Source organism: Elizabethkingia occulta (genome assembly GCF_002023715.1).
In the GTDB taxonomy this organism is placed as follows: domain Bacteria; phylum Bacteroidota; class Bacteroidia; order Flavobacteriales; family Weeksellaceae; genus Elizabethkingia; species Elizabethkingia occulta.
Genome location: NZ_MAHX01000005.1, coordinates 236,350 through 261,095, shown reverse-complemented (window position 1 = coordinate 261,095; position 24,746 = coordinate 236,350). Strand labels below are relative to the sequence as shown.

The 24,746-nt window shown below is 34.3% G+C and carries 20 protein-coding genes and 1 tRNA gene; 10 read left to right on the top strand and 11 right to left on the bottom strand.

All coding sequences use genetic code 11. The annotated features are described in order from the left end of the window. Positions 1-9: 9 nt before the first annotated feature. Genes BAZ10_RS03375 through BAZ10_RS03355 form a run of 5 tightly spaced genes read left to right on the top strand, consistent with a single transcriptional unit; the run spans position 10 to position 4,973 of the window. Positions 10-1,203, top strand: a complete 1,194-nt coding sequence (locus tag BAZ10_RS03375) for a glycosyltransferase family 87 protein (RefSeq protein ID WP_078770846.1) — start codon at positions 10-12, stop codon at positions 1,201-1,203. A gap of 1 nt (position 1,204) precedes the next feature. Further along, a complete protein-coding gene (locus tag BAZ10_RS03370) occupies positions 1,205-2,131 on the top strand; it encodes a glycosyltransferase family 2 protein (protein ID WP_078770845.1) in 927 nt (308 codons plus the stop codon). Beyond that, on the top strand, positions 2,132-2,905 hold the full coding sequence (locus BAZ10_RS03365) for a polysaccharide deacetylase family protein (RefSeq protein WP_078770844.1): 774 nt from the start codon (positions 2,132-2,134) through the stop codon (positions 2,903-2,905). It begins immediately after the preceding gene. Then, positions 2,902-4,005 (top strand): glycosyltransferase family 4 protein, encoded by a 1,104-nt coding sequence (locus BAZ10_RS03360; protein ID WP_078770843.1) that lies wholly within the window; start codon positions 2,902-2,904, stop codon positions 4,003-4,005. Before BAZ10_RS03365 ends, BAZ10_RS03360 begins: the two co-directional genes overlap by 4 nt. A 26-nt stretch (positions 4,006-4,031) precedes the next feature. Next, complete coding sequence (locus BAZ10_RS03355) at positions 4,032-4,973, top strand: proline dehydrogenase family protein (RefSeq protein WP_078770842.1); 942 nt, start codon at positions 4,032-4,034, stop codon at positions 4,971-4,973. Positions 4,974-5,118: 145 nt separating this feature from the next. Here the strand turns inward: BAZ10_RS03355 and BAZ10_RS03350 are convergent, their stop codons facing one another. From BAZ10_RS03350 to BAZ10_RS03305, 10 genes are all read right to left on the bottom strand, one after another. Further along, positions 5,119-5,430 (bottom strand): DUF962 domain-containing protein, encoded by a 312-nt coding sequence (locus BAZ10_RS03350; protein WP_078770841.1) that lies wholly within the window; start codon positions 5,428-5,430, stop codon positions 5,119-5,121. 121 nt (positions 5,431-5,551) lie between these two features. After that, positions 5,552-6,280 (bottom strand): tryptophan synthase subunit alpha, encoded by a 729-nt coding sequence (trpA, locus tag BAZ10_RS03345; protein WP_078770840.1) that lies wholly within the window; start codon positions 6,278-6,280, stop codon positions 5,552-5,554. 17 nt (positions 6,281-6,297) lie between these two features. Beyond that, positions 6,298-7,479, bottom strand: coding sequence for a tryptophan synthase subunit beta (trpB, locus tag BAZ10_RS03340; protein WP_078770839.1), 1,182 nt, complete (start codon positions 7,477-7,479; stop codon positions 6,298-6,300). 9 nt (positions 7,480-7,488) lie between these two features. Beyond that, positions 7,489-8,136, bottom strand: coding sequence for a phosphoribosylanthranilate isomerase (locus tag BAZ10_RS03335; RefSeq protein WP_108721200.1), 648 nt, complete (start codon positions 8,134-8,136; stop codon positions 7,489-7,491). 697 nt (positions 8,137-8,833) lie between these two features. Then, a complete protein-coding gene (trpC, locus tag BAZ10_RS03330) occupies positions 8,834-9,607 on the bottom strand; it encodes an indole-3-glycerol phosphate synthase TrpC (RefSeq protein WP_078770838.1) in 774 nt (257 codons plus the stop codon). 268 nt (positions 9,608-9,875) lie between these two features. Beyond that, complete coding sequence (gene trpD / locus BAZ10_RS03325) at positions 9,876-10,865, bottom strand: anthranilate phosphoribosyltransferase (RefSeq protein ID WP_078770837.1); 990 nt, start codon at positions 10,863-10,865, stop codon at positions 9,876-9,878. A gap of 6 nt (positions 10,866-10,871) precedes the next feature. Then, complete coding sequence (locus BAZ10_RS03320; protein ID WP_078770948.1) at positions 10,872-11,441, bottom strand: anthranilate synthase component II; 570 nt, start codon at positions 11,439-11,441, stop codon at positions 10,872-10,874. A gap of 106 nt (positions 11,442-11,547) precedes the next feature. After that, on the bottom strand, positions 11,548-12,969 hold the full coding sequence (locus BAZ10_RS03315; protein WP_078770836.1) for an anthranilate synthase component I family protein: 1,422 nt from the start codon (positions 12,967-12,969) through the stop codon (positions 11,548-11,550). A 253-nt stretch (positions 12,970-13,222) separates the two neighbouring features. After that, complete coding sequence (locus BAZ10_RS03310; RefSeq protein WP_078770835.1) at positions 13,223-13,633, bottom strand: DUF695 domain-containing protein; 411 nt, start codon at positions 13,631-13,633, stop codon at positions 13,223-13,225. Then, the gene (locus tag BAZ10_RS03305) at positions 13,617-15,296 is read right to left on the bottom strand and encodes an amino acid permease (protein ID WP_078770834.1); all 1,680 of its coding nucleotides are present in this window, start codon (positions 15,294-15,296) and stop codon (positions 13,617-13,619) included. Before BAZ10_RS03305 ends, BAZ10_RS03310 begins: the two co-directional genes overlap by 17 nt. Positions 15,297-15,820: 524 nt before the next feature. Here BAZ10_RS03305 and BAZ10_RS03295 point away from each other — a divergent pair. From BAZ10_RS03295 to BAZ10_RS03285, 3 genes are all read left to right on the top strand, one after another. After that, positions 15,821-18,790, top strand: a complete 2,970-nt coding sequence (locus BAZ10_RS03295; protein ID WP_078770832.1) for a tetratricopeptide repeat protein — start codon at positions 15,821-15,823, stop codon at positions 18,788-18,790. Between the two features lie 55 nt (positions 18,791-18,845). Next, entirely contained in the window at positions 18,846-20,621 is a 1,776-nt protein-coding gene (locus BAZ10_RS03290) for a porin family protein (protein WP_078770831.1), read from the top strand. 56 nt (positions 20,622-20,677) lie between these two features. Beyond that, positions 20,678-20,749, top strand: a tRNA-Arg gene (locus BAZ10_RS03285). A 395-nt stretch (positions 20,750-21,144) separates the two neighbouring features. On the opposite strand, the gene BAZ10_RS03280 is transcribed toward BAZ10_RS03285, so the two are convergent. Then, positions 21,145-21,960 (bottom strand): hypothetical protein, encoded by an 816-nt coding sequence (locus BAZ10_RS03280; protein WP_078770830.1) that lies wholly within the window; start codon positions 21,958-21,960, stop codon positions 21,145-21,147. Positions 21,961-22,171: 211 nt separating this feature from the next. Between BAZ10_RS03280 and BAZ10_RS03275 the strand changes: the two genes are divergently transcribed. Both BAZ10_RS03275 and BAZ10_RS03270 read left to right on the top strand, forming a co-directional pair. After that, a complete protein-coding gene (locus tag BAZ10_RS03275; protein ID WP_078770829.1) occupies positions 22,172-23,260 on the top strand; it encodes an alpha/beta fold hydrolase in 1,089 nt (362 codons plus the stop codon). Then, positions 23,257-24,678 carry a S41 family peptidase gene (locus BAZ10_RS03270; RefSeq protein ID WP_078770828.1) on the top strand — a complete coding sequence of 474 codons (1,422 nt, stop codon included), beginning with the start codon at positions 23,257-23,259 and terminating at the stop codon, positions 24,676-24,678. The genes BAZ10_RS03275 and BAZ10_RS03270 overlap by 4 nt, the downstream gene beginning before the upstream one ends. Positions 24,679-24,746: the final 68 nt, after the last annotated feature.

The following is a 24,746-nucleotide window of genomic DNA, read 5'->3' as shown; positions in this document are numbered from 1 at the left end:
TTCCTTTACATGATACGAAATACTGTTTTTAGACTTTGGTCTAAATACGGAAAATTCATAGAGCAACCGAAATATATTTTTAGTATTTATATTTTGGTTGCTATATTTTCTGCTATTGCCAAATACAGGGGAGGTCCGTCTAAATACAACAATTATCTGATCTTTAAAAATGTTTTCAGAAATACTCTCCTTCAACAAAATCTTTATGTAGAATACCCACTTCTGCACTTTGACAAAAATCATTACGGAATAATATTCAGTGCACTTATTGCTCCGTTTACTATTTTACCAGACTGGTTAGGAATGATTTTATGGAATATTGCTAATGTAGGTTTGTTTATTTACGCAGTAAAGCAATTACCATTTTCCGAAAAAATGAAATCCTTTTTTGCATGGCTATGCTTCCAGGAGCTTATTACGGCTATGGTAAGTTTCCAATTCAACGTTGCACTAACAGGACTTATTATATTGTCTGCCTGTTTTATTTACCAAAGGAAAGAAAGCCAGTCAGCTATTGCAATTCTTTTAGGAACCTTTGTCAAAATTTATGGTATAGTTGGGCTTAGCTCATTCTTCTTTGTTAAGAATAAAAAGAAATTTATTGCAACGTTAATTATTGGTGCAGTAGCTTTCTTAGCTATTCCTATGCTTTATTCATCTGTACATTTCGGACTGCAATCCTACACAGACTGGTATGTAGAGTTGGTAAAGAAAAACAATGATAATCAGGTTCTGGGGAATATGCAGGATATATCTTTAATGGGAATTGTAAGAAGAGTTCTGGGAGATGCCAATATATCCAATTTATGGTTTATAGCTGTTGGGTTGCCACTATTTACTTTGCCATACCTGCGGATTAAGCAATATAAGAATCAGGCTTTTCAGCTGATGATATTAGCTTCTACCTTACTTTTTACAGTATTGTTTAGTTCCGGTTCCGAATCCCCAACATATATTATAGCAGTTGCCGGAGTTATGATCTGGTATCTTATTCAAAAGGATAAGAACAGATTGGTTAATGGGCTTATGCTGTTTGTATTGATTCTGACATGTTTTGGTATGTCGGATCTATTTCCTAAATATGTAAAGCAAAACTACATCATAAAATACTCGTTAAAGGCACTGCCTTGCTGCATTGTATGGTTTAGAATTACTTATGAACTGCTGACAAAGGATTTTAATAAAAACTATCAATTGCAATAAAATGAAGAAGATTAATATTGTAATACCGGCTCATAATGAGGAAAAGAATGTTCCTATAATGAGGGAGCGTATCGCTGCTGTATTTTCTTCATTAAAAGATTATGCTTATGAGATTATCTTTGTTAATGATGGTAGCAGGGATACTACACAACAAGTTCTAGAAGACCTTGCTGCCCAATACCCTGAAGTTAGATATATAGAGCTTTCCCGGAATTTTGGACATCAGGCTGCATTAAAAGCTGGTTTAGATAATGCTGATGGAAATGCTGTGATCTCTATGGACGGTGATCTGCAGCATCCACCAGAGCTGATTCCGCAGCTTATTAAAGAGTGGGAAAACGGACACGATATAGTATATACCATTAGAAGGTATAATGAGAATATTTCTTTAAGCAAAAAGCTGACTTCAGATATTTATTATAAAATAATCTCCTCGATGTCCGATTTTACTATAGAGAAAGGGGCAGGTGCTGATTTTAGATTACTGGATGCAAAAGTTATAGAAGAAATAAGACAAAATCATGAGTCTGATCTTTTTATACGTGGATTGGTAAAATGGGTAGGTTACAAACAGAAAGGAATAAAATTTGTCGCTGCTGACCGCGAAAACGGAATCAGTCAGTATACCATAAACAAAATGTTTAAGCTGGCATTAACGGGGGTAACATCTTTTAGTGTAAAACCTTTATATTTTGCTGCTTACCTTGGTTTTTTCTTTTCTGCTTTATCATTACTATATGTTCCTTATGTTATCTATTCATTTATGAATGGAAGTGAAATATCCGGATGGGCGTCTCTTATCATGACAGTAGTTTTCTTCGGAGGACTGCAATTGGTAATGCTCGGTATTATAGGTATTTATCTTGGTAAGGTATTCAAACAGGTTAAAGACAGACCTCTATTTATTATAAGATCTAAAAATTTCTAAATGATTCTATTAAGTTTTGATATAGAAGAATTTGATATGCCTCTGGAATATGAGGGAACAATTCCGTTTGAGGAGCAATTACAAGTCTCCAGAAATGGATTGCAGAATATATTAGCCATTTTAAAAAAACATAATGCAAAAGCAACTTTCTTTTCGACTGTTGTTTTTGCAGAAAATAATAAGGACTTGATTGAGCAATTGCTTTCAGATGGACATGAACTGGCATCACATACCTGGTATCATTCAGAGTTTTCAATTGAAGATTTGAAGAAATCCAGAGAAAGGCTTCAGGAAGTTTTCGGTACTGATATTATCGGACTCCGAATGCCAAGGATGATGGAAGTAGATGCTGCAGAGGTAGAGAAGGCTGGTTATACTTATAACTCGTCAGTTAATCCTACATGGCTTCCGGGAAGATATAATAACCTGAAAGTTAGCAGAAGATATTTTCCACAGGGAAATGTGCTTCAGGTTCCGGCTTCGGTTTCGCCATGGAGAGTGCCATTATTCTGGTTGTCTTTTCATAATTTTCCTGTAAATATTTACAGATACCTAGCAAAGCGAGCGATACAAAAAGACGGATACCTTAATATTTATTTCCACCCCTGGGAATTTATGGATATTACTAAAAAAGCATATTCGTTACCTTCTTATACATCTGTAAACACAGGTGATAAAATGGTACAACGATTCGATGAATTTGTACAATGGCTGAAGCAAAATCAATATACATTTGGTACTTTTAAAGACTTCTTAGAAACAACTAAAAAATGAAGATAGGCTACGACGCGAAACGCTTCTTTCATAACACATCGGGACTCGGAAATTATTCACGTGATCTGGTGCGTACTTTATCAGAATACTTTCCGGAAAATCAATATTTAATGTTTGCTAAAAATACGTCTGAAAGAACAGCAGGTCTTTTGGAACGTAGCAATATTATCTTCAGAAAAATAAGCAAAGGAAATCTTGCCCGTCAAATGAAAATGGGGAAGGATGCTCAGAATGAAGGATGTAATATTTTTCATGGATTGTCTGGTGAATTACCATTAAAATGGAATGATAAAAAGATAAAAAAAGTTGTAACTATCCATGATCTTATCTTTCTTAAGTATCCCCAATATTATTCATTTTTTGATCGTAAAATTCATACATGGAAGTTTAAAAGAGCCATAAAAGATTCGGATCTTGTTATTGCGATTAGTGAACAAACTAAAAAGGATATTATGGAGTATTTTAAAACTCCTGAATCCAAAATAAGAGTGATCTATCAGACTTGTCACGAAGCTTTTAAACAGAACTTTTCAGAAGAAGAATTTACTGTTGCAAAGGCTAAATTTAATCTGCCGGAACGCTTTATCCTAAATGTTGGTACAGTAGAAGAGCGCAAAAATTTGTTTTCTGTTGTAAAAGCCATAAAAGGAACTGATATCCCTTTGGTTGTTGTTGGCAGAGAAACCAAATATAGCCAGAGAATCAGAAAATTTATAGCTCAGAATAATATGGAAGGGCAGGTCTGTTTTCTTACAAATGTGAATATGACTGAACTGGCAAAGATCTATCAGTTGGCCGATATCTTTATTTATCCTAGTTTGTATGAAGGCTTCGGTATTCCGGTTATAGAAGCTCTTTTCTCTAAGACGCCGGTTATAACGAGTAATATAAGCTGTCTTCCGGAAGCAGGAGGGCCGGATAGTCTCTATGTAAATCCGACGAGTACAGAGGATATTAAATCTAAAGTATTACACTTATGGGAAAATCCGGACGAAGGAAAAAGGAGAGCAGAAAATTCTTTTCAGTTTGTCCAAAAATTCAATGAGAAACAAATTGCTGAAGAGGTTATGAATGTTTACAGGGAAGTCATTACATTTTAAAAATAATAGTATTATAATTAAATAATATGGAACAGTTACTGGCAATAGGATCTCAGGCACTTCGAAAAGCAGCATTAAACGAAGATGCAAAAGCTTATATACTACAAAACGAATCATTATTCAAAATACTAAAAAGAGTTGCAAACCGATACATTGGTGGTGAAAATCTGTCTGAAACAGTTAATAAAGTTATCAAAGAAAATTCTAGAGAATTTAAATGTTCTATAGAGTTTATGGGAGAGAGTACCCGTACTGTAAAAGAAGCGATGGAAGCTAAAGATGAATTTGTAAATATTTGTCAATCAATTCATAGCCAAAATTTGAATTCTACAGTGTCTCTGGATTTATCTCATATAGGATTGGCCATTTCAGAAGATTTATGTTTTGAAAATATTTCAGCTATCTGCACAGCTGCTGGTGATAAGGAAGTTATTATAAGTGCAGAAGGAACTGAACGGACAGATGCTATATTACAGTTGTATAAAAAAGCTTCTAAAGAGTTTTCCAACTTGTCGATAACATTACAGGCATATCTCTATAGAACAAAAGATGATTTTGTTGATATAATTAAAGAGAAAGGAAGAATACGGATGGTAAAAGGAGCATTTGAAACAGAAAAAGGTTTGTCACTTCCACGTGGTAATGCTTTGGACGACCAATATCTGTATTATGTTGAACAATTGCTCTCTCAGCAACATCTGTGTTCTATTGCTACACATCACCATGAGATTCAGCAAGAGGCTAAAGCTCTTATCAATAAATATCAGCCTGGAAAAGAAACCTATGAATTTGAAAGCTTATTTGGTATACAGACTGAACAGTTAATCAAATTAAAAGAAGAAGGTTATCCTACCAAACTATATTTTGTATATGGAAAGGAATGGTATCTTTATGTTTGTAATCGTTTAGCTGAATATCCACTTAATTTGTTCCGGGCATTACAGGATGTTATGGAAGAAAATGTTTAGTAATAAATATTCTAAATATAGAGGCTGCTTGTGAAAGCAGCCTTAGTCTATTATATATCAGTACAGGAATGACATGTATCCTGAACTTCTGGAGCATAATCGTAGCATGCACAATATGTCCATTCGCCTTATCCGGTAAAGCATTTTATTGTCTAAACTTTTGTTTACCCATTAATAATTCAAAGAAGAGTTTGAAATCTGAAATCAGGCTCCATAGAGGATAGGTAAATGTAGCGGGCTTATTCTTTTCGAAAAATGCATGACCAATCCAGGCGAAACCATATCCAACAACGGGAACAAACCAAAGGAGGTAATATTTCTCTGAGAAAAGCGAATAGAACAATAGGATAAACACTAATGCCGTACCTGTAAAGTGTAATATTCTACAGGTATAATCTTTATGCTCAGTAAGGTAAAAATTATAGAAATCTTTATAGTTATCTATTTTCTGGGCCATGATAATAGAATTTACTACTAAGTTAATTAAAATCAGATGACCATGATAGATAAAATTTCAGCCACTTCTTAAAATTAAGAAATGGCCGAAATATATTTTGTGTGTTTTTGAGATGTATTTTTTATTTAATAGATTTGATAAATTCTGCAGCTTTACTTTCCCAGTTTTCATTCTCCAAAAGAATTTTCACAAAAGCCGAGCCTATAATGGCACCATCTGCATGCTGTGCAACTTTGTCAAAGTCAGTTTTGTTTTTAATGCTAAAACCAATAAGAATCTGATTTTTCAGATTTAAAGACTTCAGTCGTTTGAAATAATCATCATTGTCAATTTCCTGATTGGTACCGGTAGTAGAAGAGCTGCTTACGGCATAGAGAAATCCTGAACTTAAGCTATCAAGATACTGAATCCTTTCATCAGAAGTTTCCGGAGTCACCAAAAAAGTAAAATTAATGCCATATTGCTCCAAAATCTTTTGATATTTCTTTTCAAATTCTATAGGAGGTAAATCAGGAAGTATTAATCCTGAAACACCAGAAGCCTGGCATTCCTGACAGAATTTTTCGAAACCGAATTTTAAAACAGGATTCAGGTATCCCATAAGAATTACCGGAATATTGATTTCATCTTTTACTGTTTTCAATTGTTCAAAAAGCCTGGCAATGGTCATTCCGTTTTGTAAAGCCAATTCATCGGATTTCTGAATTACAGGACCATCTGCAACAGGATCGCTATATGGGATTCCCACTTCAATCATATCGGCACCAGCAGACTGGATAGTCTTCATTATTTGCGCTGTATCATTCAGCTGAGGAACTCCGGCAGTAAAATATATATTGAGTTTTTTCATTGTTTAGAGATTAAAAGTTAAGCTAAATGCTTCAAATAAGTTTCCATATCCTTATCACCACGTCCACTAAGACATATTACAACAACATCCTCTTTATCGAATTTTTTCTGATCCAATACAGCTAAAGCATGTGCGGATTCCAGTGCTGGAATAATTCCTTCAAGTCTGGTAAGTTCAAAAGCGGATTTCAATGCCTCATCATCATTTATACTGAAAAACTCTGCTCTTTTCTCCTGGAATAAATGCGCATGAAATGGACCAATACCCGGATAATCCAGCCCTGCAGAGATACTGTAAGGTTCTATAACCTGTCCGTCTTCTGTCTGCATTACAAGACTTTGGCTGCCGTGTAAAATTCCTAATGTTCCCAAAAAGGTGGTTGCGGCGCTCTCACCGGAATCTTTACCCAGACCACCAGCTTCTGCAGCAATAATGCCAACACCAGGTTCATCTACAAAATGATAAAAGGTCCCTGCAGCATTACTTCCACCACCTACACAAGCAATAACGTAATCAGGATTCTCGCGCCCGATATGTTCTTTCAGTTGGAATCTTATTTCTTCACTTATAATACTCTGGAATCTTGCCACCATATCCGGAAAAGGGTGAGGGCCTACAACACTTCCAATAATGTAATGGGTTGTAGAAGCATTGTTAATCCAGTCTCTTAAAGCCTCGTTTACAGCATCTTTTAGGGTTTTGCTTCCGGACGTTGCAGGGATTACAGTTGCGCCAAGCATTTTCATTCGGGCAACATTTGGAGCCTGGCGGGCAATGTCTATTTCACCCATATAAACGATACATTCCAGTCCTAATAGGGCACAAGCTGTTGCGGTAGCCACTCCATGCTGGCCAGCTCCTGTTTCTGCAATAATTCTGTTTTTGCCTAAGCGCTTTGCCAGCAGAGCTTGTCCGAGTGCATTATTTATTTTATGAGCACCTGTATGGTTCAGATCCTCCCTTTTCAGATATATATTGGTATGGTATTTGTCACTGAGATTTTTAGCAAAATAAAGTGGAGTAGCCCTGCCTACATAATCTTTAAGTAGAGCATTATATTCCTTTCTAAAATCATCACTATTTATAATATCCAGATAATTGTCTTCTAATTCTTTTACATTAGGATAAAGCATTTCAGGGATAAATGCTCCGCCGAAATCTCCATAATATCCGTATTGATCAGGATTTTTGTATTTCATTTTTAGTTTTTATAAATGTTGAATAAATTCTTGTATTTTGTCTATGTTCTTGTCACCCGGACTATTTTCAAATTTGGAGTTGATGTCCAAAGCAAAGGGTTTTACCTTTAGATTTTCCATCTTAGCTATATTCTCAGAAGAAATTCCTCCGCTTAGCAAGTATGGTTTTTGTAAATCTAATTGATCCAAAACGGACCAGTTAAATGTTTCCCCTGTCCCACCATAAGCTTTTGAGTCGGTATCAAAGAGAAGTAAATCTACATAAGCTTCAAATTCTAAAATTTTGGATTTGAGTACTTCGGTATTTACCTCTTGACCAATCCGGAATACTTTAATAATCTGTGTATCCGGAAGAAGTTTTTTCAGATTGAGTATATATTCTATGGTTTCGTCGCCATGCAGCTGTATATAATTCAAATGTGCTTGTTTGGTAATATCAGAAACTATAGCAACATCTTCATTTACAAAAACACCAACCTTTCCCAAATGGTTTATTTCTGATATTTGTTTCAAATTTAAATGATTCAGAACGTAACGTGGTGATTTAGGGTAGAATATAAATCCAAGAAAATCAACTCCAGACTTCTGTAATTCCTGAATCTGATCGAGGTGTGCTAATCCACATACTTTAATTGCATATCTTTCTGATAATATCATTCTTAGCAAATTTTCTTTTTCAAGTAATTCTTTTTTCACCTTTTCATCGATTAAGTGTAATCTATTATTAATATTTTTATTAAAATGATCAGAATAGTCAACCAAAATATTAATAATTAAAGTTGAAATTTTGAAATATTCGATAATAATTTCTACTGTTTCATTTATATCAAGATTGTTTAATGTCTTATAGAATTTATCAAAGCTGTCTTCGTAATGACCTGCTATTTTATTCCTAACATTTGTTATTTTTTTGTACTTAGAAAAATAATTATCAATTTTTAATAATATATTATCTAACTCACTAATAAATATTTCATTTTTGGCTAATGTTTGGTAAAAAAGCGATGGTTTAGAGCTATCAATAGTTTTATGCTTAAATTTATTTAAAACTTCATGAATGACTAGGTATGAGTTTCTTATATAAAAATATTGTTCCCACTTTGAGTCTGATTTTAATAATCCTTTTACATTAACTGCTAAATCTAACTGTGCAATAAAATTGAAGATAATAAACTTATTGAAGGTCAAATTATTTTCAATTTCTATCAATATTCTTTTATTTAAATTATTAAGAGGCATAGCCTCTTTCATAATTAAAAATTGTTCTTTAGTGCTTTTATATTTTTCTATGTATGAAGGAAATTCTTTAATAATTAAGTTACATTCATTAAATAATATATCTTTATTATTCATATCATATAATTTTAAGAAATTCTCCAAATTTATTTCCAGGATTGTCTCCTTTCATGAAATATTCTCCCATAAGGAAAGCATCGAACCCTTTCTCTTTTAGGAATAAAAAGTCTTCAGTATTGTAAATTCCGCTTTCTGCAACGGATAGTGTTCCTGTCGGAAGGAGATTTTTAAGATTAACAGAATGCTGTAAATCTACTTTAAAGTCTTTCAGGTTACGATTGTTAATACCAACTAGGTCGATATCAGTATTGAAATGTTTTAATTCTTCTTCTGTATGAATTTCCAAAAGAACTTCCAGATTCAGAGAATGTGCTAATCCTGTAAACTCGGAAACCTGCTCCGGAGATAGACAAGCTGCAATAAGGAGTACTACATCTGCACCCATAGCTTTGGCTTCATAGAACTGATAAGCATCGATCATAAAATCTTTGCGGAGAATAGGGATGTTGATGTGTTCTCTTACATTTAGGATATCTTCTTTGGATCCACCAAAGAATTCTGTATCTGTAAGAATAGAAATACCACTTGCCCCATATTGTTCATAAGATGAAACAACAGAAAGCGGATTTTGGATATTATTAATAATGCCTTTAGAAGGAGATTTCCTTTTAAATTCAGCAATAATACCACTTTTGTTTTTTACACTTTCTTTTAATGAAAAAGTCTTACGTGAAAAGAAAGCCTGGTCTTTTAATTCTTCTGTTGAAATAAGCTTCTTATCTGATGCTAGTTCCAGCTGTTTTTGTGCAACAATTTTATCGAGTATATTCATCTTTTTAGTTGTCAGTTATTGGTTGTTAGTAATCGGTTATCAGTTGAATTATTAATCATTAAGAATTAGTTATCAAATTCTATTAAAGGCTCAGAGTAACAATTCTAGTACTGTATTTCATTTCTGGATTGTCAGGCTGAGCCTGTCGAAGCCTCTTGAAAATTATTATATAAGTTTATACTGCTTCGACGAGCTCAGCACAACATAGTGTCACATTGAGCGAAGTCGAAATGTTCAACTTGAACAAGTTCTCTCTAGCATAAAAGTTTTAACCCTTAACCAAAAATTGTAAACTTTTAAAAGCTTTCCCACTTTCCAAGCTTTCTCTGCTTAATGCCAGACAAGAATCGTAATCTCCATATTTACCGGTATTCTTTAAAGCCATAGCAGCATTAGCTAATACAACTGCATTTTGCTCATAGGTAGCATTTCCTTTCAGTATATTCAGGAAAATTTCTGCAGCTTCTTGTTTGCTTGAACCACCGAATATGCTATCTGCTGTAATAGTTTTAAAATGTAAATCTTCTGCAGAATAAATTTCTTCTCCTTTTTCAGAATAAATTTTGGTATCCTGTGTAAGGCTAATCTCATCATACCCGTCTAAAGCATGTACCAGCATAAATTTCTCCTTTTGTTTTTGCAGCAAATATTGGTATATGCGCGCAATTTCCGGATTATAAACACCAATCATGGAGTATTTCGGTTTTGCAGGATTTACCAATGGCCCAAGAATATTGAAAAATGTACGAAGACCGAGGTTTTTGCGAAGTGGTCCTACAGCTTTCAGTGCCGGATGGAAGAGTGGAGCATGGATAAAGCAGATATTTGCCTTTTCCAGATCTTTTTTCAGATCTTCTGCATTATCTTTAAACTGATAACCTAATTCCTCCAATACATTCGAGGCTCCACTTGTAGAAGAAACTCCATAGTTACCATGTTTGGCTACTTGTTGCCCCGTTCCGGCTACAATGAAGCTGGCCAGTGTTGATATGTTGAAAGTATTTTTCCCGTCGCCACCTGTACCTACGATATCTACAAGATCATTAGTGCCTAAATCTGCAGGAACAGCTAATTGTAATAGTGCTTCCTGAAAACCTTCTAATTCGGCAAGTGTAATGTTACGCATGAGAAATACTGATACAAAAGCAGTGACTTCGTTTTCATTGTACCTGTTTTGTGCAATTTCGCTGAGTATAGCTTTCGCTTCTGCCCGTGAAAGTGTATGATGATCGAAAAGGTATTGTAATATCTGTTTCATGAATTATTAAGCATTTAAAAAGTTTCTAAGAATAGTTTCACCTTGCGGTGTAAGGATACTTTCGGGATGAAACTGTACAGCGTGAACATTGTATTTTTTGTGTTGCAGAGCCATGATCATTCCTTTGTCGTCCACAGCCGTTATTTCCAATTCTTCAGGGAAATTTTCATTAGCTACAGCCCAGCTGTGGTATCTTCCGGCTTCAAAGTTCTCAGGTAAATCTTTAAAGAGTAATGTGCTGTCTTTTATAACCTGTACATCAGTAGCCACACCATGGTATATTTCTGAAAGGTTAACAAGACTTCCTCCAAATGCTTCTGCAATAGCCTGCTGACCAAGACATACACCAAAAATTTCTTTTTTTGGAGCATACTCTCTGATCAAATCCAGAAGAATTCCTGCTTCCGAAGGAACTCCCGGTCCTGGCGAAAGAATAATTTTGTCATACTGATCTACTTCAGCAAGTGTGATTTGATTATTCCTGATTACGTCTACAGGATGTCCGACTATTCGTTCAATGATCTGTACAAGGTTATATGTAAAACTATCGTAATTGTCAAAAACTAATATCTTCATAAGATTTATCTTTTTAATATTTAGGCTTCGACAGGCTCTGCCTGACATTATAGTGAAAACATTTTTTTGTTGTCACTCTGAGCTTGTCGAAGAGTATTGTGATTTTTTAGTTTATTTTATTGGCTTTCTTTAAAGCAGATTTTAGAGCATTTAATTTGTTTTTCACTTCCTGCACTTCACTTTGAGTATCGGATTTGGCAACAACTCCGGCTCCGGCCTGATAATAAAGTGTATTGTTCTTACTAAGGAATGTACGAATCATAATCGCCTGATTACAACTTCCGTCGAATCCTACAAATCCTATACAGCCACCATAGTAGCCTCTGGAAGTTTTTTCATATTTATCAATAAGCTCCATAGCCATATATTTTGGAGCACCGCTTAGTGTTCCTTGTGGGAATGTAGTAGCAATCATTTCAAAAGGATTTGTTCCTACAGCTACATCCGCGGTAACCTCGCTTACCATATGAATAACATGAGAGAAGAAGTGGATTTCCTTTAGCTTGGATACTGTTGTGTTTTTACCCATTATGCTAAGGTCATTTCTTGCAAGATCCACAAGCATGGTATGCTCAGCATTTTCTTTTGGATCTTTCTTTAGTGCTTCTGCAGAAGCAAGATCAGTTTCTATGTTTCCGGTACGTTTAAATGTTCCGGCGATTGGATGGATAATTGCTTTTTGGTCTTTTATAATCAACTGGCTTTCCGGACTGGAACCAAAGATTTTGTAGCTTCCGTAATCGAAATAGAAAAGGTAAGGGGAAGGGTTGATATTTCGCAATGCTCTGTAGACATTGAATTCATCTCCTGAAAACTGTTGCTCGAATCTGCGGCTGAGTACCATTTGGAAGGTATCGCCTCTCATTGCATGCTTTTTAGCCATTTCGACTAATTCAGCCATCTCTTCATCAGTAAGGTTGGACTTCTCCTCATCTTTTGTTTCAAAAGGAAATACAGGTGCGTTCTTTTGATTGATAAAGGTTTCCAGAGTAGAGAAATCAGATTCCAGACCTTTGATTTTATTCTCGAAAATTGTCATTTCGTCATTGAAATGATTGATAGCAATTACGTATTGATATAACCTGTAACGCATTAGCGGAATATCGGTTTCCGGAGAAGCTGGCTTGAATTTGACAGTATCGAAGAACTGAACAGCATCGTAGCTGGTGTATCCGTATAATCCCTGTGCCAGATTTGCCAATGGATGCTCAGATTTTTCTGGAACAAAACAATTGGAAAATTCCTGTAAAACCTGTGTAAGTTTTTCACTTCCTAACAGGTGTTTCTGTGGTGCCTGATTAGGAAATTTAACTTCTATTTCTGTAAGGTTTTTAATCTCAATACCGGAAATTGCATTTACACAGATAAAAGAGAAATTGTTACTTGTATTTTGGTTTCCGGCACTCTCTAACAGAATAGTATCGCGGTAACGGTCACGAAGGCGAAGATAAATTCCTATAGGCGTAAAAAGGTCACTCAGGTAGTTTTTATGTTTGGTTGTAATGTTAATGTTCTGCTTAAAATTCATGGTTTAATATTGTAAGTATGGTTAAAAAAAAGACTTCGACACAATATGCCGAAGTCTTAAACTCTTTTCTAATATTATTTATCCTAATTATAATACATAGAGGAAGTGCCCAGATCCGACATAGATTTGGAAAGCCACCACCAGTTAGTATTATTAGTATTAAATTTCATATGTATTAAATATCTGCTTTGAGGCAGTTAATATTTTATCGGAGCAAATGTAAATATTTTTTTGATATAAAAAATACTTTCTGTTATTTTTTTGAATAAAAATTTTTATAAAACTCCCAATTCTCATCTGTATCATGTATGATATCCAGCTCTGTTTCTACATTAGCAGCCATATTGATGGCTAAAATTGCACTATGAACATCAGACGTATATACATACCACACTCTTCTGTTTTTACCGGTAAAGGATAGGGCTAAAATAGCTTTGCCTTCCTTGGCAAATTCCTTTTCAAATTTATGCTCAAGATTATCCAGTTTACCCAGTATAGTTTCGTCTGGTAGATTTGTTTTTTCATTTCCTTTAAAGCGATAGGCAATCTCCAAACGTTGAGAATATTTTTCCGAAACAATATGTTCATCGATGTTTTCTTTACCCCGAAGGAATACAACATTTCCTTCTTCATCATGAAATCTGTAGTTAAACCAACTGCTCATATTTTTTATTCAGTTTACTGTTTTTATATCCGTAAGTAAAGTAGATTACCAATCCTATTGCCAGCCAGATCAGGAACATTGTCCAGTTAGATAAACCAAGCTCTGTCATCAGATAAAGATTGAATAAAATACCAAGTATAGGGATTAATGAAAATTTGTATTTAAGAGCAGCTATAGCAAGACCCGCCCAAACAGCTATGAAAATAACAAGCAAAGGTTTCTCGGCAATAGATTCTTTAATCTGTGCAATGCCAAACTTATTATATACAATGATACCTGTTGCTATCAATAAGATTCCTATCAGATATTTCCCGTTAATGTATGGTATCTTGAATTTAGCCGTTTTGCTGTATCCTTTATAATCCAGATATAGAATTCCGGAACATACCATAATAAAGGCAAAGAATGTACCTACACTGGTTAAATCTACCACAAACTGCATATCCAGAAACATCGCCGGAAGCCCAACCAGAATACCAGTGATAATAGTAGAGTAGCTAGGTGTTTTATATTTAGGGTGAATCTTTCCGAATTTCTTTCCTAAAAGGCCATCACGGCTCATTGTCATCCATATTCTTGGCTGTCCGATCTGGTATACAAGCAAAGCACTGGTAATTGCGATAACGGCACTTACAGAGATTACACCTGCAATAAAATTCATTCCTACTTTTCCGAAGACAAAGGCCAACGGATCATCTACACGTAATTCTTTATAGTTCACCATTCCTGTAAGCACAAGAGAGATAATGATATATAAAACAGTACAAACTACCAGTGAATAAATCATCGCTCTTGGCATATCGCGCTGTGGATTTTTACATTCTTCGGCAGTGGTGGATATGGAGTCGAAACCAATAAAGGCAAAGAAAACAGCGGCTACACCTTTTAGAATTCCGCCTACACCATTTGGAGCAAAAGGAGACCAGTTTTCAGGCTTTACAAAGAAAGCACCTGCAACTATAACTAAAGCAATAATACCTAGTTTTAGGATTACAAGACCATTGCTTACATTTTTGGATTCTTTAATCCCTACAAACACCAATGCAGTAATTAATACAGTAATTAAACCTGCAGGCAAATCGAAAAGGATATGTAAATTTCCAATAACAGGAGCTGTTTCATATGTTTTAGCTGCAGCAATAATATTACCTGGCAGGTGTTCTCCGACTTTAGCATGTAAAACCTGCTCGTAAGCACGTGATGCAGAACCTGCATCTATTGCCAGCCAATCGGGCCATTTTATACCAAAGCCCTGAAGCATGGAGGTGAAATATTCGGACCAGGAAATAGCTACTACCATATTAGATACAGCATATTCCAGAATAAGTGCCCATCCAATAACCCATGCAAAAATTTCGCCCAGAGAAGCATAAGCATAAGTATAAGCACTTCCACTTACAGGAATCATAGATGAGAATTGTGCATAACACAGCGCTGTAAAAATACAGGCTACTGCAACCATTAGAAATAGTAAGCTTACTGCAGGACCACCATCATAAGAGGCTCTACCTATGGTGCTGAATATTCCAGCACCAATAATAGCTGCAATCCCGAAAAACGTTAAGTCCCTTACACTAAGGATTCTTTTTAGACCAGATGAATCTTCATTATCTTTTTTCGACGCTAGGTCAATTATATTTTTCCTTCTGAAAAGTTGCTTCATAAGTTGGACTTTATAGTTGAGAAGCACAAAAGTAAAATAAAATATAATAAAGCTTTAATAAAAATTAACATAATGTTAATTCCCGAAAAGAAAATATCTGGAAATCAAGGGCAGGAAAGCGATGCTATTTTAAATAAAATTAAATTAAATTGTGAAAACTTGAAATGTATGGCTGAAATAAAGTTTCAAGTGACGTTAGTTTTATGATATAGTATAGTTTTATCAGTAGTTTACTGAAATAAGTTGTTTAAAGTAAAATTATTTATAAAAGCTCATATTTATTTGTAATATAATTGATTAATACACTTTAACGAAACTAAATTTTATTGCTTTTTCACAGATACATTCAGAAATACATTTCTTTCAAAGGTATTTTAAACAGGGTAATTTATGCTTTTTTTAACAGCTGCGGTTTATGGCAATCACTAAGTTTTTAGTACTTTTACCCGAAATATACCATTACTACAATAAATCTTATTGGTTTATCGTTGTAGAAAAAGACGTTTAACACCTACTTTTTATTAATGAGTCCTAAAAACATTCTCATTTACGCCGGGCTTTTTGGTGCAGTAACTCCTGCATTCGCCCAACAATCGGCCTTCTTTAAGAATAGAGAAGAGTACAGAACATCCTTAGCAGAGAAGCTTTATCAGAATAAAATCTATAAAGCATCACAATACGAATTTGCACGCCAATATTTTTATCAGAATCCAGAGGGAGCCAAGAAAGAGGCATCCCTTTTCTATGATAATATTATAGGCGTAATTCTGAATCAGAATCATTCTGAAGAAGGGTTGGAAGCTTTTACAAAAAAGTATCCGAAGAGTGCTTATTTTGCATTGGCGAATGGTCCTTTAGCAGATTATTATCTGGCAAAAAAGGATTTTCCAAAAGCTTTGGAAAGCCTGAAGAAAGTAAATCAGTATAACCTGAGCAAAGAGGAAAATACACAGTATATCCTGAAGTTGGGTTATGCCAAATTTATGACAGGTGATACTAAGGGAGCTATCGAGGCATTGGATGAAGCTTATGCCAATGCTAATGATGATGGTAAAAAGGATGTAGCCTATATGCTTGGGCATTTACAATATGCTGAAGGCAATACTGAAAAAGCATTCCAGTATTTCGATACTATAAAGGATAATCCGAAGTATGCACAAACCATCCGCCCTTACTATGTACAGTTATATTTCAACCAGAAGAATTATGACAAAGCTATAGAAGAAGGAAAATCATTACTTAATGAGAATATTTCTAAAGACTATACTGCAGAAGTAAATAAGATTATTGGAGAGTCTTACTTTATGAAAAAGGATTATGCTGCTGCATATCCTTATCTGAAAACTTACCTGAACAGCAAAAGTGTTCCTTCAGAAAGTGATCTTTACGAAATGGGATTCGTAGCGGCACAGATGAAGCGTTATGATGAAGCAGTTAGCTATTACAATCAGCTAATCAGCTCTCAGTCTGCTTTAGCACAAAATGCATATTACCAATTAGGAAATGCATATCTGGAAGTAGGAAAGAAACGTGAGGCGTTATCAGCATTCCGCTCGGCTTCACAAATGAACTATGATTCCAGAGTTCAACAATTGGCTTATGAGCAATATGCTAAACTGGGTTATGATATCGGTAATCCTTTTGAATCCAATTCTCAGGTTATTCAGAATTATTTAGCTAAATATCCGAATGCAGGAAATTCTCAGGAGATGAAAGGTCTTTTGGTAAAGTCTTACCTGTATTCCGGTAACTATAAAGAAACACTTTCTGCAATTAAAAAATTGGGAAGCCAATCTGCAGAAACCGCTAAAATTGAGCAGGAAGCAGCTTTCCTGTTAGGCACTGAAGAATTTAATAAAGGAAACTTTACTGAAGCTGAAACGCTTTTTGAATATTCACTGAAGTACAACTACAACAAAGACTTCAATGCCCGTGCACAATACTGGATGGGACAGAGTCAATACCAAATGGGAGATTATGGTTCAGCAACAGAAACTTTGCAGAAGCTATATAACTCTGGTGTAAACTTCGAAGAAAAGCAACAATTGCCATACGATCTGGCTTATGCATATTTTAAGAACAAAAAGTTTGAGGATGCACAGAAATACTTTAAGTTATATCTGCAAAATCCTAAAACTGAGTTTAAAAACGATGCCGAGCTTCGTTTAGCGGATACACATTATGCAAATAATGAGCTGAATGATGCTATTGCTATCTATGATCAAAATGCAGATGGTACAGATTATACCCAATTCCAGAAGGCAATGTCTTTAGGATTTAAAGGGGATTCTGAAGCTAAAATTGCTGCTCTGAAGAAACTTATCTCCACTTATAAAAATAGTGAGTATACGGACGACGCTCAGTATGAAATCGGTGTAGCTTATGCATCAGATGAAAGATATGCTGAAGCCAACGATTACTTCAATCAGGTAATTAAAACTTCTCCGGATAAGGATCTAGTTGCAAATGCTTCTATCTATAGAGCGCAGAACTATGCAGATCTGGGACAGGCAGACAAAGCTATTGCAGAATTTAAGAATTTAGGAAATACTTACAAAGGGACAGCTTATGCAGACAAGATAGTAGCTGCAGCTAAGACTGTATATCTTAAAAATGGAGATACGGCAGGCTACCAAAGTTTTGCTTCATCTCTTGGTGTTAAAATAAGCAGTGGTGAGCTGGATGAGATTAATCTTTCTACAGCACAGAAACTTTATGCTAATAAAGACTACAAAGGAGCTATTACTTATTACGAAAAATATCTGACTCAGCGTCCAACAGGTGAAAAGCTGTATCAGGCCCAATACGAATTAGGAGAAAGCTACTACCAGACTAAGAATAATACAAAAGCTGTTGTCGTTCTTAATGAAGTAGCAAATACTCAAAACGAATATCAGGAAGATGCACAGGTAAGATTGGCTCAATTGTACATTGCACAAAACAATCCTGCCGAAGCGAAGAAGTACCTTCAAAATCTTGTGAATTCATCCAATGCCGGTATCAAGAACTATGCTGTTACAGAAATGATGAAGATTGCTGTAGATGCTGAAGACTTCAGCCAGGCAGAAAAATATGCAGATCAGGTTTTAGCCAATACTAAAAATTCTCCATCAGTAAAAGAGCAGGCTCAGATTATCAAAGCCAGAAGTTCTATGAAGCGTGGTAATGATACTGAGGCTAAAAAAGCTTATACCGCTCTTGAAAAATCTGCTAATCCAGAGGTTGCTGCAGAGGCGCTATATGCAAAAGCTTATTATCAGAACAAAGGAAAAGCGTTTAAGTCTTCTAACGAGACGATCTTTAAGCTTTCCAATAATTATGCTTCAGAAGAGTACTGGGGAGCTAAATCCCTGGTATTAATGGCTAAAAATTATCTTGCATTAGGAGATAAATATCAGGCATCTTATACAGTAGATCAGATTATTGCTAATTATAAAGATTTCCCGGATGTGCTAACAGAAGCTAAACAGGTGAAATCTCAAATCAAAAAGTAAGTTTTTAAATTAATGCAGCGATGATCCGCTAAATGCGGAAAATAAAAATATACGAATGAAAAAACATATTCAATATATAGCAGTTATCGGTGTTTTAGGAGTAGCAGGAGTACAAACTGCCCATGCACAGATTAAAGAAGAAAAATTGGTTCTTAATCGTAAGCGTGAGCCTGAAGTAAAGAAAATTGAGAAAAAGAAAACTTCTGTTCCTACAGAAAAAAACTTCCCGCCAAAAGGGAAGGACTCTCTGAAATATCAGGTAACCAATATTCCTTTGATTTCGGATTTTAAAACTTCTACTATCAAAGGGGAAGATATTTCTCCTAAATTCAATACAGGTTATAACCGTAACTATTTCCAGTTGGGATATGGTAATTATGGTAAGTTTTTGGTAGACGGAAATGTTTCCGGAGAAATACAACCTAATCTGGAGGTTGGTGCAGATGTTCACCATATCTCTACCAGTGGATTAAAGAAGTACTATAATTGGGATTCTAAACAACAGAATACTGAAGCAAATGTATTTTTAAATTCATATGGTGAAGTAGGGAAGCTGAATGTAGATGCAGGTATCGAGCTAAATAACTACAACTACTACGGGAATTACCAGGATGTAATACAGCCTGCTAACAATGCAGATCTTAAGCAAAACTTTACAAAATTTGGTGTAAATGCTTATTATGACTTTTATGCTAATAATTATCTGAATGATATCCGTGTAAAAACAGCATTTACCAAAGACCATTTCAATGCTAAAGAAAATTTCTATGACGCATTGGTAAACTTTGCAAAACACGATCTTAAGATCAGTTCTTCTGATGGTATTACAATGAATGCCGATTTAGGCGTAGGAATACAGGGGGTAAATACACAATTTGATATTCTGAATAAAAATGAGTCAACTCATTTTGTGGCGAACTTTACACCTGAGGTTACTTTCTTTAAAGGAAACCACTATCTGAAAATCGGATCGCGTTTTACATCGCTCACATCCAAATATCAGACAGCAACAACAGACAGAACCAGAAATAATAAATTCTACTGGTTCCCGACTGCTGAGATTTTAATTGCACCAAAAGATGAAGTTAAGTTTTACGCTGGGGTAGATGGTGGTATTAAACTAAATACTTATACAGATTTGTTACATGACAATCCGTTCCTGGTATCAGATCTTCAGCTTCGTCCTACAGAGACCAAATACCATATTTATTTCGGTATTAAGGGTGATATCGAGCAGAACTTTAAATATGACATTAATGCAGGTTATAGCAAACTGAATGATATGTTATTCTACAAGTCGAATAACCTGTTCTCTACGGATCCTGCTGTTCAAAGAAATGCATACGATTATCTGAATACTTTCAATACTGTTTATGATAACGGAAATCTAAGTGAAGTTACCATCAATGCTCAGTATTTCCCATTGGAAAACTTAAACTTTACAGGGGAGCTAAAATATATGAGTTACTCACTGAAAAACTTTAGCAATGCATTCTATAAGCCTGTTGTACAAACAACTTTAGGGGCGAAGTATTCTATGCTGAACAAAAAGTTGAACCTTGGTTTTAAAGGTATTTTTGTAACTGACAGAAAAGCAAACGCTTTCGATGTACAGCCATTAGGTACCAATAACCAGTATACAACTACTGAAGTAAATGATAGAAAGGTTTCAGGATATGTAGATATTAACCTTTCCGCAGAATACAAATTACACAAGAACATCAGTGTTTTTGTAATGGGGAATAACCTAACCGGAACATCTTATCAGAACTATTTAGGCTACAAAGTAATGGGTGCTCAGGTACTTGGTGGAATCAAGCTGGAATTTTAAGGAAAATAATTGCAAATTCCCGTAATAAGTACTTATTTTGCACTCCGAATAAGGGAGGCCCCATAGTTTAATGGATAGAATTAAAGATTCCGGTTCTTTAGGTTGAGGTTCGATTCCTCATGGGGCTACAAATAATTCTATTAATCAATAGTTTAAAAGAAAATAGATAAAAAAAGGGACTTTTATAAAGTCCCTTTTTTTATTTTCTGGTGCTAATTCATTTTGTGAATATACAGGATGAGCATATTCCATATACTCTATACTCTTGCATTGAAGTCTTTAATGAATTAATTAGAATTTTGAATTCTTGATTTTCTATGGATTCCATATTATTTGTAAGATTTTGTGGATAGTTTTACTCCAACCATTAAAGTCGGGATTTTTGTTGCTAATTGTTAATTAGTTATGAGTTAACTCATCTAAATGCCAATTCCTCAGCTATTTTTATTGCAATTAATAGTTTAAAGTTGCAGTGATAAGTTATTACTATTTGAATAAACTTAGAATTTTATAAAAAATAAATCTAATGATTGTATTCATAAGTAATCTCAATCGGATTAAGTGGGTAAGGAGTACCATCTATGTTATAAGGTTTTTGTATTTCAGAAATGGGATAATCCATTGTATTATAATTGAATGTAGATTTATATATTTTGAAAATATTCCCAGTAGCTCCGTTGTCTTTTCTATATTCGACAATATTACTATATGAAGCAAAAGCTTTGCCCATAAAACTCAGGTCATAATTTATTAGTTTGTCAAATCCTTTTACATTTTTGAAAGGAAAATTCTTAGTGATATAGGCTACTTGAATATTTTCTTTAAAATCAGCTTTTATTCCACTTTCGTATCCTGTTCCTGTAGATGCTCCTGAGGTTATCATACCATTTGTTAGATTATATATTCCACTGACTGTATAGTCTCTTGATGAGAAGGTTTCAGAATGTGAAATCTGTACTTTTGCATTGTCTAAATACTCATAAATGAAAGTTTTAGTTCCATATGCAGGATAGTACTGGTTTTCTTTTATCAGTCGGTTGTTGATATAAGTATAGCTATATTCAGATATTAACTTTTCGTTATTATAGCTTTGAATATTAGTAATCAGCTCCCCATCATAGGTGAAAAGTATTTTACCTCCCTTATTACCTGTGAGTTCCTTAACTTTTTGCCCATCATAACTGACATTATATATTGCATCATTATTTATAGTTATTTTAACAGGCAATATAAGAGGTTGTACTATTGGAGGATCAATAATTTCAGGATTATCATAGCTTCTTCCACAAGAAGCTAATACTAACAAAATAGCAATGTTAAATAAGTTAAAATACCTCATGTTTTTTCATTATTTGATGTAACAAAAATAATCATTTTTACCAAAAATAGAATATAATTAATATTATACCTTACTGATCTTATCTTCTAATAATTTTAGAATATATAATTAGAACAGTTTATTGTTTTAGTTATAAATATTTAATCATACTATATCTCTTTATTGGGAATTATAAATATATTTGCGTCCAGCCATTTAAATATTAATATAAATGAAAAAGATATTTACTTTTTTTTTTCTCATCAGCCCGTTTATGGGATTATTGCAAGCTCAAACTTCTGTCAAAAAGGATTCTATAAATCAATCTAATCTTTATAGACAATATAAATCAGAATTTGAGCAATATGAAAAGCAGCATGGAAAGTATATCCAAACCAACAATACAAAAATGCATTATCTGGAATGGGGAAGTACTAAAAATCCTACCCTTATTTGGATTCACGGAACATATAGCAACGCTTATGAACTTTACGAAATCATAGAGCAGCTTGTTCAGCTGAATTTACATGTTATAGCTATAGATTATTATGGGCACGGATTTACTTCAATCCCCCAAAAGGATGTATCTATATATGATGTAGCGGATAATATCAAATTTTTGTTAGATAAATTGAAGATAAAAAAAGCAATTATTGGTGGTTGGTCAAGAGGAGGAAGTATAAGTACAGCTTTTTATAATGCTTATCCGGAGATGGTTCAGGCGCTTATTCTGGAAGATGGTGGTTCAGTAGCCTGGGATTTTGGTGTGAAAGCTTCAGATATTGAGAAAGATATTGCAGAAACAAAACAATATTATAAAAATAAAAAGACATTGGTATTTGATACCGAGTTTGATGCATACTGGTATATGTACAATAATTGGGGAATAAAAGGAAAGCAGGGTGAAAAGCTGAAGAAGGAGATCTTCACATCATATGCAAGGATTAAGAAAAATGAAGCCGGGAAGTACGAAATAAATCCCGGCGCAGAGGAACTGACTGGAGAAAATTCTGCGGAAGAAAACATTGCTATTATTTATACACCATTTACAGCGAAAAAAGCTTTTGGGGCGTCAACACATCAGCTTAATCCTAAAATTATCTATCGTAATCTAAACAAGCCAATGCTCATTTTCGACCCTGTCAGTAAAAATGACTGGTTCGATTTTAAGGATGAAAATACTGCGCTCACAAATGCCCATCAAGAATACATTGTCCATAAGATTTATAAGGATACCTGGCATGGTGTGAAAGATGAAAGACCAACTGAAGTGATAAAAGATATCAAGACATTTTTAATTCAAAACAAACTTATCAAATGAGATCGTTACTGATTACTATTCTGATTTGTAATTTCTGCATCGCACAAAAAAAAGATTTATTATTAGATAAAACTTTAAAGAAAGATAGTATAAAGGCTGAGTTTTCAGAGCTTTATAATTTAACCAATACCATCCATCCCGGACAGTTTATGTTTTGTTCGAAAGCCAGCTTTGATAAAACATATATAGATTTAAAAAACTCAATCAAAACAGATTTGTCAATCGTTGATTATTACAGATTAACAGCCACTTTAATGGCAAAAATAAAAGACGGACATACTACAGTTGACAGAACGCAGATCAGCAATTTATTGAAAGACAGAGTAGTTTTCCCTTTCAGTATTTATAAAATTAAAGATCAATATTATTTAAATAAATCAATACCGGAAAATAAAGATTATGCAGGGTTAAGAATTTTAAAAATAAATGGAAAAGAAATCAGCTCAATCGTAAATGAAATCAAAAAATATGTTCATCTTGAAGGTCAAAATGAAACAGGATTAAATGCGCGGTTTAGAAATTTCCCCTTCTACTATTTCATTTATAATCCGGTTAATAAATTTGAAATCGAGTATCTGGATCAAAACAAACAGAAGCAAAAAATTAGCTTAAATGGAGTGTCATATGAGACTTACACAAAGGCGATTAAAGAAAATATTGAACCATTAACCACCGAATTTAAGACAGACAACCTGGCGATTCTAAAATTCCATTCTTTTGAAAATGGCTATAATGAAGCCGACAGGAAAATTGCGGAAAAGAAATTAGACGTTTTCTTTAGCCGACTTGATAGTCTGAAAACCGAAAATCTAATCATCGATTTGCGGGATAATGGAGGTGGTTCTGCTGATATTGCAAACTATCTATTTTCATATTTAACCAATAAATCTTATTACTACTTTGATTATGTAGGAGTTAAGTATAATACAACAAAGCAATGGAAACATTATGCTCAATATCCTAATAATATTGAGGAAATTGTTTTAACCGAAACCAAGCGTAAAAATGGTTTGAATTGTTATACAGATACCAATGTTACAGATTATTGGTGGTTTGAAAAGCAGCAAAATAAACCCAATTATTATAAAGGAAAAATCGAAGTTCTGATGAATGGTGGATGCTTTTCAACAACGGGGCATTTACTGGCTTTGATGCGGGAATATAAGATTGGAAAGTTTTATGGAGAATATTCCCAGGGAAGCAACTACAGCAACGCTGGCGGACAGGCATTTGTGCTGCCTTATTCTAAAACATTGGTTTGGATACCAACTTCTCAGTATAAAATGAGAACTCCAAATTTCCAATACGATTCAAAAGGAATCAAGCCGGATATAGAAGTGCAAATTGAACCAAATGATTTGAAGACTGGATTTGACAGGCAAATGGATTTTGTAGTAAAGCAGATTGCAGTCGATTAAAATAAGAATATAAAATTTACACCAACTCTGGAAAAGTAAGTTTGAAAATTAATCAATTAAAAATATCC